The organism is Enterobacter sp. UPMP701 (assembly GCF_053709515.1).
The window spans coordinates 843,872-856,794 of sequence record NZ_JBSKJN010000001.1; the positions used below are offsets into that span (position 1 = coordinate 843,872).

Here is a 12,923-nt window from a genome sequence, read left to right on the forward strand (position 1 = left end):
GAAGTACAAGCTTAGTTCAGGATTAAAAGTGTGTTAGCTCAGCGGATTTAACCGCTTCGTCTATTCTTTCCCGGAAAAAGACGAGGTCGCTCTGTTCTGGTATGACATCCTGGCCTGGCGGCGCGGCCTTCATATTTCTGTCATTGAATTTCATTACGCTTTCGGAATTTTAACCACGGTGTTGAGGAAAGAAGTGTGAATTCAATGGCTAAGGCATTACTGCTGGCATTACCTGTTTTGAGTGCAACGGCAGCGGCGACGGCCGCCGGGGGCGACCTGTGTGAACCCAAAGCGTACGAAATGGCGCTGCACTATCAGCAGAAATCAGCAGAGATCATGGCTCTTCAGCTGCAGACATATCGGTTTGCCACCGAGCGTTTCAACGAAAAGTTAAAAGATCTGAAAACGCCTGAAAATTACGCCGTGGTAATGGATCTGGATGAAACGGTACTGGATAACACTCCTCTGCTGGTGCGTGACACGGAGCAGTGTCACGACTACACAAAATGGGACACCTGGAGCGACTGGGAAAAACAGGGAAAACCCGGCTTAATTCCGGGAGCGAAGGCGTTTCTGGACCATGTGAATCAAAGCAAGGTCCGTATCTATTATGTCTCGGACCGCATGCAGGAAAATAAAGCCGACACGCTCAGAACGTTAAACGCCCTCGGACTTCCGCAGGTCTCCGATGAAAGCGTGCTTCTGGATACGGTCAGCAAGGAAGAGCGTCGCCAGAGCATCCTCAAAAAACTGCAGATCGTGATGCTGTTTGGCGACAGCCTGGCGGATTTCGCCGTGCAGTTTAAAAACAAAAAGCCGAGTGAGCAGCAGCGCGAACTGGTTGAGGCCAGCACGGAACACTTCGGTAACGACTGGATTGTGCTGCCTAATGCCGCTTATGGCTCCTGGTCTAAAGCCACGCCGGACAGCTGGAGCGCACCGCTGAAAAAATAACGTTTTACGGGCCGGGAAAGGTTCCACCTCCCCCCGGCTTTTGCGCTTTGCTATTTATCCCGTTTATAGGTCCTATCATTTCCGGGCAGGTTCTTATAATTTTACGAAGAAGTAAGATGAGCGCTTTCAAAGGAGACTCGTATGCTTACCGTGAAAAAACTTGCCCTGTCCACGCTGATTTCCAGTTCATTGCTTTTCTACCCTGCGCTGCAGGCGTCGGCAGAGACGCCTCAACACGTCGTTAAACAACCGGCGGGCGGATACAGCGTTCAGGTCGGAGACGTTCTGGTCACCTCGTTTACCGACGGGACCGTCGCGCAGGATCTGCATAAGCTACTGCGCCGGACAACGTCGCAAAAAATTGATGCGCTGCTAGCGAAAAATTTTCAGACCAACCCGGCAGAGGTGTCCATCAACGCGTTCCTGATTGCGATGCCCGGACATAAAATTCTGGTGGATACGGGATCAGGCCAGCTCTTTGGCCCCGGAAACGGCGGACGTCTGATTGAGAGCCTCGCCACCCAGGGAATTAAACCCGAGGACATTACCGACGTTCTGTTGACCCACGCCCATTCCGACCATGCGGGTGGACTGGTGAAAGACGGCAAGGCGGTGTTCAGCAACGCGCGCGTTTACCTCGGCAAGCCGGACGTCGACTTTTTCTTTAACGAAGAAAATCAGAAGAAAACCGGCTACGACCAGAACTACTTTGACGTCGCACAGAAGACCTTAAAGCCTTACCTTGATGCCGGTAGAGTGACGCCTTTTAGCGGCACAGCAGAGCTTATTCCGGGCATTACCGGCACGGTTCATCCAGGCCATACGCCGGGTTCAGCCTTCTATACGCTTGAAAGTAAGGGCGAGAAAATCATCTTTATTGGCGACGTTATCCATGTTGCGGCGGTACAGTTTCCGCAGCCTGAGGTCACGATTGCCTACGATCAGGATCAGGACGGCGCCGCCCGGGTACGCGAGCATGCGTTCACTGATTTTGTGAAAAACAAAGACCTGGTTGCCGCGCCGCATCTGCCTTTCCCGGGCATCGGGTATGTGACAAAAGGAGAGAAAGGCGGCTATGCCTGGGTACCTGTCACCTATACCAACCGGGACGCCAGCAGCGCGAAATAAGATGACGCCCTCCTCTGACATGGACATCGACCTGCTCCTGGCGCTGGACGCCCTGCTTCAGGACAGGAACATCACTCATGCGGCCACGCGGCTGGGCATCAGCCAGCCCGCGCTGTCCGCCCGCCTGGCGCGTCTGCGCGTACTCTTTGGCGAACCGCTGTTTATTCCCTCCCCACATGGACGTGGGGTGTTACCCACGCCGAGAGCGGAGGCACTGAAGCCACAGGTTGAAAGCGTGCTGCGCGGCATTCGCGCGATGTTCGTTCCCACCACGTTTAACGCGCAAACCAGCAGCCGGACGTTTGTTATCGCGCTGCATGAAAACCCGGCGCTGATGCTGGGCAGCGAACTGCTAAACCAGATAAGCGCTGATGCGCCGGGCATTCGTCTGCGCTTCGCCCTGCCTGAGATGGGCAAGCTGCCGCAACAGCTGGAACACGGTGACGTGGATATTTACATCGGCGTGAGCGCGGGGGCGCATGACGGCTGGGTCAGGCGCAAACTGCTCGACGACGCGTTTGCCACCGCCCAGCGTAAAGATCACCCGCGCGGGACAGGTCCGCTGGATCTGGAAAGCTATTGCGCCCTTTCTCATCTGGTGGTGTCATCGGAAGGCGATCCGTTTACCGGCTTTGTCGATCAAACCCTGGCCGGGCTCGGCCATCAGCGTAATGTGGTAATGTCTACCCAAAGCTACGCTATGGCGCCTGCGCTGGTTGCCAGCACCGACCTGGTGTGTACCCTGCCGGGACGGATGTTGCGACAGTTTGCGGCGACGCTGGATATGTTCCCGCCGCCGCTGCCGCTTCAGCCGATTACCCTGTATATGTACTGGCACCCGAAAAACAGTCAGGATCCGGCGAGCGTCTGGCTGCGTGAGCAACTGCTGCAGGCCGCCGGAGGTCAGGAGCGATTATGACCTCTACGATCCGTCGTTACAGGCGGGGTTTCTTTGGTCTGTTTGAAGACTTATTTTTCGGCGTAGCCCAGGGATCATCATAACCCGGCAGTGGCGCCGTACGCGTCAGTCCACCCCATGGAGAAAGATGTTTCTTTATTGAGTCCGGTAAGGTGTCGGCTAACAGGTATTCTTCCAGGAGAATGATTTCCGCCAGAGGCTGAAGCGCGAGGGAGTCCGCCAGGCTTTTTAAAAAATGGCCATAATTATTTTCAGTTATTTTCCTGTACTGTTCCAGCGTAGGTTTTACTCTCTTAATAACATTGCGTAGTTCTGTTCGGGAAGGAAATAACTCAGAGAATTTTACCAGACCCTCTTTGAAATAACCTGTTTCACTATTCTCAACAAGCTTAAGATCAATCACCTCTTTCAGCGCAAGATAGATCCCAAGGCTGGATTTTATCTCATCCTTGAACTCCAGGTACATTTTGGGGATACCAAACTGAACGTCATCATATTCTGGCGCATGTACAAATACCCAGTCATCCATTCCTTCAATCTCATATTTACGGCTTGTTTCAATGGCGGACAGGGTATCGTAAAGGCTGATTAACGTGAGTTTTGAGAGAAGGATGCAAACATCGGGATTGATAATTAGGGGTTGTGCATGGTCCGGGACAGGATCAACAACGTTGATGGAGATCTCATTACCGGCATCTATCGACGTGTGTGAACATACGAAGGTGATGATCTTTTCTGGCTTTCCACCTTTACGGACAATATGAGTGACGCTGTCTAATTGTGCGACCCCCTCTTCTATCCTCTGCCATCGCGATGTATGTTCTCCACCCTTACTTTCGAAAACATGCCATATACCTGCCTTAGTCTCAATAAGATAATCAGGCATTTTTTTCTTGCCCTTATCCGGGTAAAACTGCAGAGACGCTTTCTTTACCAGTCCAGCATGAATAAAATATTTGATCTGCTCACTTCTTGAATTCAACCAATACATTGCAGATTGATAACAGAAAAAACCGCCGAGGATAAATGATATCGTTGATTTTTCGGAGGCTTCGATACACTGGTAAAATTTTCGCATTTTAAATGCTTTGTTTTTACTGATCACAACACATGAGCCTGCAAGCTTTAATCTGGCACAGGTATACAAGCCAATCGACTTATAAATGTTTTCATTTAAAATAGCTTCACCCGTCCAGTCTATACACTGCGAGTATCCACATTCCAGTGCGCCTGGCGTTGCATATAATCGTGTTTCAGCGATAAGTTTTTCTTCAGGATTCGTCATGCCATCCTTTGGGGTATAAGAAACGCAAACCTTCTCATAAGACGGGTAATGAACTATTTTGGTAATCCCTTCTTTCTCATTGCTTGCTTTTATCGCATCAATTTCTTTTTTTTCGTTTTCCCTTGTAATCAAGGACTGTGCCGAAACCTCAAGCCAGGTAAAGACGTTCCCATTTTCATTCATTATCATTTTTCCCTGAACGCAAATTGTAGGCTATTGAGCCAGCGTTATTATACCGTTCTGGATAAAATTCATGACGCTCAAATAAGGTAGGTTTGTTGCCGCTTCCCCTGCTTTCTTGTACCCTTTCACCGATAAACCCACCCCCACAAACATTGAGACATCTGGACGCCTATGACTGCACACATTTCCAAAGATCCTTTACATGGCGTAACGCTGGAGATGATGGTCAACGCCCTGGTGGCGCGATACGGCTGGAGCGAGTTGGGTGACCGAATCAAAATTAACTGTTTCAGAAAAGACCCCAGCGTTAAATCGAGCCTGAAGTTTCTGCGCCGCACCCCGTGGGCGCGCGCGGAAGTTGAAGCCCTGTATCTGGATTCCCTCACCGATGAGGTAAATACAGAGCAGGCGGCGCCCGCCTTTAATCCCTGGGCTAACAGTCGGATTCTTAAGAGCTAATACGCAAATGACGCGACACGTAAAACGGATCGGTGCGCTGGCTGCCTGCGCACTTTTACTTGTAAACTGCTCCTCAAAACCACCTAAATCACTGGTTACCCCTCTTCCCACCGCGAGCAAACCGACGCAGCAGGCAAACGAGCCGATGCGCGGGATCTGGCTGGCGACTGTCTCTCGTCTCGACTGGCCGCCAGTGGCCTCGGTGAATGGCCGCAGCGCCGACCAGCGCATCGCGATGCAGAAACAGGCGCTGATCAGCAAGCTCGACAACCTTAAGCGCCTCGGCATTAACACCGTATTTTTCCAGGTGAAGCCGGACAGCACCGCGCTCTGGTCATCAAAGATTTTACCGTGGTCGGATATGCTGACGGGCAATATTGGCGAATATCCGGGTTACGACCCGCTGCAGTTTATGCTGGATGAAGCGCACAAGCGCGGCATGAAAGTCCATGCCTGGTTCAACCCTTATCGCGTGTCGACCAATACCAAGCCGTCAACCATCGCCGCCCTGAACCGGACCTCATATCTGACCCCGTCCAGCGTTTATGTCCAGCATCCGGAATGGGTGCGCGTCTCCGGCGATCGTTTTGTTCTCGACCCGGGCATTCCCGACGTGCGCGACTGGATAACCAAAGTAGTGACCGAAGTGGTGGCGAACTATCCGGTAGACGGCGTGCAGTTTGATGATTACTTTTACGCTGAATCGCCGGGATCCGCGCTCAATGACGCGCAAACCTGGCGGCAGTACGGCCAGGGATTTGCCTCAAAGGCCGACTGGCGCAGACACAATACGCAGCAGCTGATCGTGCAGGTGTCCCGCGCGATCAAGCAAACCAGGCTTGGTGTAGAGTTTGGCGTCAGCCCGGCGGGCGTGTGGCGAAACCGCTCCTTTGACCCTGCGGGTTCGGACACGCGCGGCGCCGCGGCCTACGATGAATCCTACGCCGATACGCGCCAGTGGGTGCAGCAGGGCCTGCTGGACTACATTGCCCCGCAGATATACTGGCCCTTCGCCCGTGATGCGGCGCGCTATGACGTGCTGACCAGATGGTGGGCCGACGTCGTCAAGCCGACCCACACCCGCCTGTATATCGGCATTGCGTTCTACAAGGTGGGTGAGCCGTCGAAAAATGAGCCGGACTGGACGGTTCAGGGCGGCGTGCCGGAACTGAAAAAACAGCTCGACCTTAACGATTCGCTGCCCAACGTGAATGGCACCATCCTGTTCCGGGAAGATTATCTCAACCAGCCGCAGACCCAGCAGGCGGTGAACTACCTCAAAGGACGCTGGGGTAGCTGAGTGAAGATCGGGCAGAAACGGGGCGTTTCTGCCCGATTTTTTACGGCTTCGGCCCGAACATCGCCTCAAGCTGCTGCGCGTCCGGCATTCCGACCACCTGCTGCAGCTCGTTTTCCGCATTCAGATAGTAAATGGCCGGGGTGGCGTTAGCGCCCAGGCTGTCCATCAGCGCCTGATGTTTCTGCAGGATCCCGACCGTTTCGCGGGAGGCGTCCCCTTCAGGCTTCGGTAATTTTTTTCCGCCAGAAAGCTCGTATTCGCGCCAGGCCGAAACCGGATCCTTCGCATTCAGGATCGCGGAGGCGTTACGTCCACTGTTGGGGTTAAGAAACGCCACCAGTAGCGTATTGAGCTGAACCTTGCCGGCCTTCACCCACGGCTGCGCTTCGGCCCAGAACTGCTTGCAGTACGGGCAGAACGGATCGGCGAAGACAAAGACCTTACGCGGGGCATTATCTGCCCCTTCCTTCAGGGCATGCGACGCGTTGAGGTTCTTCCACATCTCGCGTCCCATCGGAGCGTAGATCTCTTTCTGAAAATAGCCTTCGCTGAGGTTTTTTCCTTTGTCATCGTACAGATAGCCCGAAATAACGTGCTTGCCGTCCGGCGTTAAAAACAGCGTCACGCCCATATCCTGATATTGCCCCAGCCAGGCCGGTGCGCCGCCGGGGGCATCCAGTTTTTTAATGATTTTGATCTGCTGCTGCTCGCTGAACTGCTTTACCACATCCGGTATGGTATCAGCGGCCTGGGCCAGCCCTGAGGTCACCAGCGCCGAAAGTAACAATAATTTTTTCATTTCCCTCTCCGGTTTGTCGGGGGCATTCCGCCCCCTTCAGGTTAGCGATTTTTCAGTGCGTCACTGACGATTTCGTCGAACTGTTCAAAAGGCACCCAGCCGGGCAGCAGACCTTCACCGATAAGCGTGGCGGGCGTGCCCTGAATGCCCATTTTTTCCGCCACGATCAGGCTGCGTTTGATCGTCATCATGCTCTCCTCGTCCGGCGTCGTGACGCTGACGCCTGCCCGCTTCTGCGCCTCCTGAATGCTGGCGTCATCGTGGTATCCCTTTTTTGCCATCAGGGTATGGTTAAACTTCATAAACTGCTCAGGATGCGCGCGCCAGACGGTTAAGGCGTCACGCGCTGCGGTCAGAGAACTTTCCGAGCGGAAAGGCAAAAACTTAAAGACCACCGCCACATCCGGATGTTTTTCGACGATCTTCTCCAGGTACGGATCGAATTTCTTACAGTACGGGCAGTTGTAGTCGGTAAACACCACCAGGGTAAGTTTTGGGTTTTTCGCGCCGATGCGCGGGGAATTCGGATCGTTAAACAGGAAATCCGCGATCATCTTCTGCGCGCGCTGCTCCTGGTCCGGCGTCAGCGGCTGGGCAGCCATCACCTGAGCAGAGGCCAGCAGGAGCATAAGCGTGATAAAGAATTTTTTCATAATGCTTTTAGCCTTTTGCGTTATTCAGGGTGGTGACCAGGGTGCGCTTGTCCAGCAGCGGCGAGAGCATTTCCCCTTCCGGCGTGCCGGGGCCATACACCGCATTAAACGGAATGGCGTAACGATTTCGCTTCGCCAGAAAGTCAGCAATAAACGCTGAGGGCTGGCTCCAGTCTCCGCGCAGGGCCACCACGTCCGGCTGGCTCAGCGCGGCAATAATGTCCGGCTGATTCAGTACCCGGTGCTCGTTAACTTTGCAGGTCACGCACCAGTCCGCGGAGATATCCACAAACACCCGTTTCCCCTGCGCCAGCGCCTCCCCGATGGCCTCCTCGCTGAGCGGCTGCCACGGAATGGTCTGCGCGACGCTTTGCGTGGTGGCGTCAGACGGTGAATTAAGCAACCCGCGCAGTTGATACCCGCCAAACGCCGACAGCGCGATCATCACGATCCAGAATAACGGCGAAGATGTTTGCCCCTTCTTCGCGAACAGCGCCAGCGCGATAACGATCAGCACCAGCATCACGATCTGGCTGAGCGCTTCGCCCAAATGCAGGCTCAGCAGCGTGACCAGCCAGAGGCTGGAGGCCAGCATCATCAGGCCCAGGATCGTTTTGAGCGTGTTCATCCAGCGGCCGGGTTTTGGCAGCATCATGGCCGTTTTCGGCACCAGGGCAACAAACAGCCACGGCAGGCTCATGCCCACGCCGAGCATCAGGAAGATAAGCCACAGGGAGTACAGCGGCGCGCCAAGGGCAAAGGCAACCGCCGTACCGAGGAACGGCGCGGAGCACGGCGTTGCCAGCAGCGTGGCGAACATCCCTTCGCAGAAGCTGCCGCCAGGCCCTGTGCCCCCTGCCGTTGCCAGCCGCCCGGCGGCGGCAGATGGCAGAAGCATCTCAAACGCCCCAAACAGGTTCAGCGCAAACAGGAAGGTGACGGCGACCATCAGGCCGATAAACCACGGGTTCTGAAACTGAATGCCCCACCCCAGCGACGCCCCGGTCAGCTTAAGCGCGGTCACCATCGCGGCCAGCAGCATAAAGGAGGTGAGGATACCGGCGCTGGTGGCCAGGAAACGCAGCCTGATGGCGCGCCTGTCCGATCCCGCCTGCAGGATGCTGTTAAGCTTCATCCCCATGACCGGCAGCACGCAGGGCATCAGGTTCAGGATAAGCCCGCCCAGCAGGGCAAAAAGCACCATTTTGCCCGTTCCGCCCGGCGCGGAAGACTTTACGGGCGCCGCCTGGACGGTCATGGTGGTTTGCTGCGCGTGACCGCCATTGGTCAGCACAAACGACAGCCTCTTGCCTTCCAGCGAGGCGGGTTTATCGCCCCATTCGTCGGTCACGGGTACCGTCACCCGAAGCGTGTTGCCGTCGTGTTTAATGACCGGCTCGCCGGGCAGAATGTCACCCTCCAGCGGGTCAAAGTAGATCCCCGGATTGTTCCACTTCCCGTCCGTGGTGCCGGTAATTACCAGCTTGTCGCCAGAGAGCCAGGCGGACAGATCCGTGGATACGCCCGACGTGCCCGGAACAGCGCGCATCGCTTGCTCGAAGGCGGCCTGGAAGCCCTCATCCACCGGCTGGTTAAAATCGAGATGCAGCGGATAGTCCGTCAGCAGGCAGACGTTACTGCACGTGGAGAGCGTGAGCGTCCCGTCCAGCGTGTCGCCCTTCACCCCGTCGAGAATGATCGGAATCGTGACCTTATCGTGATACCCCTGCGTAGTCATGCCGGAGATATCGAAGCGCGACGGCACCGGCCATGACCAGCTGTCCGTTACGCCTTCCGGCCAACTGATTTTCGGGGCCACGCCGCCCTCGCCCGGCGATCGCCAGTAGGTTTTCCAGCCGGGCTTCAGCTCAACGGTGAGCAGGCCTTTAATGTGCGTTTGTTCCCTTTCCGCCTGGAAGCGGATGCGGGCGTGATCGTTTTGTGGGGAGACCAGCCAGCCAGTGTCTGCCGCATGGACAATGCCGATGCAGGCCAGCCACAGGAAGACGAATCCCCTGAAGAGGTTAACCATGTTTTACTCCGTGAACAGTGAAAAATTATCGTGTGGTGACGATGATTTCATTCACGGAAAACGCAGTTTTTAAGATGTATTCGGGGAGCTGGTGCCTGAACGGGCTGTTCCGCGGGAGCGAATGCCCGCCCTTGCGTAAACAGCTGCAGCAGCGCGAAGAAGATAATAATGGCCGGTAGCGCGCCGTCGAAGAACAGCGGCTGGGCACAAAGAAGCGACTGGGCGCCAAGCTGGCAGGGTGATGGCCCGGACTGCTCGGAGCTGCTTTGCGTTGGGGCATCTGCACTCAGTGAAATCTGCGGATCGAGTCCCTGTAAAAAATGGTTGAGATACACCGCACGCTGCACGAGGCAAAGCGCCATCGCGAGACAGGTGATGATCAAAAGCCATTTTCCGAGGAGCTGACGGTTGCGCATAATATTCCAGAGTAACAAGACGCCCCGATCATAAACGATAGTGATGAATCTACAAGTGCCGGAAGTGTAAGGTTTTGTCTGTCGCCGCTATTCGCCCGTCAGCGCGTCGTAGATATCACGCAGCCGCGTGCGCAGAAACAGCACCGCCTTGTGCTTGCGGGATAACAGCGCCTGCTCGCTGGCGCCCGTCTCCTCTGCCAGCATTTTTATGCTGTAGCCATGCAACTCGGTCTTTTCGAATACCTCGCGCTGCGGCGGCGGCAGTTCAGACAGCGCCTGCCCCAGTTCTTCCCACAGCAGCGTTTTGAGATACTCCTCTTCCGGCGTTTGCGGTACGCCGAACAGGGTTTCGGCCAGCTCGTCCTCCGGGAAACCCTCTTCATCTTCGACTGTAAAATAGCCGGAGAGCGACACCTCGCGCTTTTTACGCGCCCGGTCGGTCATCTCGTTACGCGCTGCGCGGAACAGCCAGGCCGCGACGTTTTCGACCGGCTGCTCCACTTTCATCAGCTGATACGTGACTTCCTGCAAAATGTCGTCGGCATCATCGCTAACGGACGTTCGTCCGCGAATGAAGGCTTTCAGCCGGGCGCGGCAGGCGTTGAGCGCCGACATCAGCATGGATCCGCCCGCCTCCCCGGCTTTCATTTCGCTCACTCTGCTTCCGGGGTTTTGGGCGCGGCGTCATCGCGCTTATCGTCACGATGGCCATGCCAGCCGCAGTGACCGCGACCGTGACGACCAAAGCCTTCGCGACGCTGCTGAATAAACGCCTCGCGCTGCTCGGGCGTCATGTTCATCCAGCGCTCGTGCATCCGGCGGTGCGCGCCAAACATCCCCGGGCGGAAACCTAACCCGCCAAACAGAATGCGGCTCAGCACCAGAATCCCCAGCGCCTGCCAGAATCCGATGGCCTTCACGCCCAGGATCGCGGGGAGCAAGGCATTCCACAGGGACATCACCAGCAGGCCGAGCGCGATGAAAATCACCGCGCCGATGATTAATCCCTTGCCCATACGGTGGCGACCAAATCCGCGCCCGTGACCTCTGCCGTGCAGTTCAAAATCTCTCATGGTGTTTACCTCGTGTGCAGTAACTGATTATGGCTTGTGATGAAGTAGACGGATGAGGGAGGGAAATATTGCTGGGGTGAATGAAAATTTTTGCGTGATGACGCAACTCTTCCCTCGCTGAGATCGATGTACATCTTGATGTTGCAGATGCAGATGCAGATGCAGATGGGGTTAAGGAACGTGCATTATTTTTTACAACGAATGTAGCTTATCTATAGTGAGAGAATTCATCCGATGAGTATCTCACTAGATGCATTCGAGTTTGATAACAACTCAAACAACAGTATTCAAATATATTAGAGCAACAAAATCAATCCTCATATTAAAAGTAGGTTGACATGAAATTTCAACCCCACACTTGCGAACAGAGTTACAGATGTTTAAAATGTCACATTCAACATAAAATCAACCGGAAAAATTTGTATGTTTGACTCAATAGTGCTAAACCGCTCAATAGATGGACCGGCATTGACGATTGGTGAGATTGCCGAGACATTATTATTCTATCAAAATATTCATATTGTAATGGACACATCAACCGTTCTTAATCTTATAAGAGAAATTGGTCACCATAATGTAATTAAACTTATATCGCTACCTGATGTTAAAACCACATTTATTGAAGAGTTTGTTGGTGTTTATGGTGAGGATACTTATAATGGAAGGCAGTACTCTTTAATAAGTGCGTACTTTTCCGGCAGTGAAACCGATGGTGAATTGAAAAGCTGGAAAAAAAGATTAGCGAACATGGTTTCACGCCAAGGTTATAGCAAAAATGAGTCTGATAACTTTGTTGAAAGGTTCAAAAACCACGTAACAGTGAAAAAACTTTCCAGTGATCATTTTATTAAAGGCGGGATTATATCAGCAGCACGTGAAGATTTAAATGATGATGACTTTGTATCCTCTGCTGCGCGCTTAATAACTGCTGATTTGCTATCTACAGAATCCTTATCTAATGATTATTTCTACAAAATACATCCAAGTGGAGATGCCTTCCAAATCTCTACAAATATAGATTTTGATAAAATTAACAAACTTAATGCAGCCAAGATATCTGAAATGGGTGAAACAAATTCAGCAAGCATAGCGGCTGGAATATTGAGCGCTTCATATGCCCTTATACTTGCTGCTCATTACGGTGGTGATTTCCATACATCAAACACAAATTCAAAAATCATACAATATAAAAACAAACAAATACTATCCAGAACAAACAAAAATAGAAATGAACTTAGCATTTTTAATGAAATCCTATTAAAGGACTGTCCCAATATATCCTCTATCATAAATAGCAAAGAAAGAACTTTTGAGGAGTTTTTAGAATTACTTTCACAAGCCAAAAAGTTTAAAGTTTGGCTTAAGGGGAGTTCACCTGATAAAAACTTACTATCTAATTATCTTGAAGATATAGCTAAGACAGGATGGCTTGGCAGTGGATATGGGAAAATAATTCGCTACATCGTAAGCACCGGCGCAGGATTAATTGGCCCAACAACTGGTCTGGTAGTATCGGCTTTCGATAGTTTTATATTAGATAGACTTAGTACTGGTTGGAAACCGAATCAATTTATAACTTCAAAACTAAAGCCATTTGTTGATACTTACAATGACTTTTAAAAATAAAATGCGGTTAGAGTTGCGACTGTAGCATTGGGAAATGGTCGACCAGTAGTAAACCGTGAAGCCTCCTCTGGCACGCCCTTTCCTGTGATGCCAGAC

The 12,923-nt window shown here is 53.0% G+C and carries 13 protein-coding genes; 6 read left to right on the plus strand and 7 right to left on the minus strand.

What is annotated here, in order from left to right:
* Positions 1 to 204 precede the first annotated feature (204 nt).
* The 3 genes from ACWKXT_RS04170 (at position 205) to ACWKXT_RS04180 (ending at position 3,001) form a co-directional block, all read left to right on the plus strand.
* On the plus strand, positions 205 to 954 hold the full coding sequence (locus ACWKXT_RS04170) for a 5'-nucleotidase, lipoprotein e(P4) family (RefSeq protein ID WP_454531739.1): 750 nt from the start codon (positions 205 to 207) through the stop codon (positions 952 to 954).
* 141 nt (positions 955 to 1,095) lie between these two features.
* Entirely contained in the window at positions 1,096 to 2,082 is a 987-nt protein-coding gene (locus tag ACWKXT_RS04175; protein ID WP_454526788.1) for an MBL fold metallo-hydrolase, read from the plus strand.
* Between the two features lies 1 nt (position 2,083).
* The gene (locus ACWKXT_RS04180) at positions 2,084 to 3,001 is read left to right on the plus strand and encodes a LysR family transcriptional regulator (protein ID WP_454531740.1); all 918 of its coding nucleotides are present in this window, start codon (positions 2,084 to 2,086) and stop codon (positions 2,999 to 3,001) included.
* A gap of 16 nt (positions 3,002 to 3,017) precedes the next feature.
* Here ACWKXT_RS04180 and ACWKXT_RS04185 read toward each other — a convergent pair whose 3' ends face one another.
* Positions 3,018 to 4,469: a hypothetical protein gene (locus ACWKXT_RS04185; protein ID WP_454531741.1), complete on the minus strand. Its 1,452-nt coding sequence runs from the start codon at positions 4,467 to 4,469 to the stop codon at positions 3,018 to 3,020.
* Positions 4,470 to 4,640: 171 nt separating this feature from the next.
* On the opposite strand from ACWKXT_RS04185, the gene ACWKXT_RS04190 reads away from it, so the two are divergent.
* A complete protein-coding gene (locus ACWKXT_RS04190; RefSeq protein ID WP_218729115.1) occupies positions 4,641 to 4,928 on the plus strand; it encodes a VF530 family protein in 288 nt (95 codons plus the stop codon).
* Positions 4,929 to 4,935: 7 nt separating this feature from the next.
* Positions 4,936 to 6,228, plus strand: coding sequence for a glycoside hydrolase family 10 protein (locus ACWKXT_RS04195; protein WP_454531742.1), 1,293 nt, complete (start codon positions 4,936 to 4,938; stop codon positions 6,226 to 6,228).
* Positions 6,229 to 6,268: 40 nt separating this feature from the next.
* Here ACWKXT_RS04195 and dsbG read toward each other — a convergent pair whose 3' ends face one another.
* The 6 genes from dsbG to ACWKXT_RS04225 all read right to left on the minus strand — a co-directional run bounded on the left by dsbG (position 6,269) and on the right by ACWKXT_RS04225 (position 11,201).
* Complete coding sequence (dsbG, locus tag ACWKXT_RS04200; RefSeq protein ID WP_454531743.1) at positions 6,269 to 7,027, minus strand: thiol:disulfide interchange protein DsbG; 759 nt, start codon at positions 7,025 to 7,027, stop codon at positions 6,269 to 6,271.
* A gap of 41 nt (positions 7,028 to 7,068) precedes the next feature.
* Positions 7,069 to 7,680 (minus strand): DsbA family protein, encoded by a 612-nt coding sequence (locus ACWKXT_RS04205; RefSeq protein ID WP_454531744.1) that lies wholly within the window; start codon positions 7,678 to 7,680, stop codon positions 7,069 to 7,071.
* A gap of 7 nt (positions 7,681 to 7,687) precedes the next feature.
* Positions 7,688 to 9,712, minus strand: a complete 2,025-nt coding sequence (locus ACWKXT_RS04210) for a protein-disulfide reductase DsbD family protein (protein ID WP_454531745.1) — start codon at positions 9,710 to 9,712, stop codon at positions 7,688 to 7,690.
* Between the two features lie 47 nt (positions 9,713 to 9,759).
* Complete coding sequence (locus tag ACWKXT_RS04215; protein ID WP_454531746.1) at positions 9,760 to 10,128, minus strand: hypothetical protein; 369 nt, start codon at positions 10,126 to 10,128, stop codon at positions 9,760 to 9,762.
* An 87-nt stretch (positions 10,129 to 10,215) separates the two neighbouring features.
* Positions 10,216 to 10,776 carry an RNA polymerase sigma factor gene (locus tag ACWKXT_RS04220; RefSeq protein WP_454531908.1) on the minus strand — a complete coding sequence of 187 codons (561 nt, stop codon included), beginning with the start codon at positions 10,774 to 10,776 and terminating at the stop codon, positions 10,216 to 10,218.
* A gap of 5 nt (positions 10,777 to 10,781) precedes the next feature.
* Positions 10,782 to 11,201: a hypothetical protein gene (locus ACWKXT_RS04225; protein WP_193051611.1), complete on the minus strand. Its 420-nt coding sequence runs from the start codon at positions 11,199 to 11,201 to the stop codon at positions 10,782 to 10,784.
* A 423-nt stretch (positions 11,202 to 11,624) separates the two neighbouring features.
* Between ACWKXT_RS04225 and ACWKXT_RS04230 the strand changes: the two genes are divergently transcribed.
* Positions 11,625 to 12,821, plus strand: a complete 1,197-nt coding sequence (locus ACWKXT_RS04230) for a hypothetical protein (RefSeq protein WP_454531747.1) — start codon at positions 11,625 to 11,627, stop codon at positions 12,819 to 12,821.
* The last annotated feature ends 102 nt before the right edge of the window (positions 12,822 to 12,923 follow it).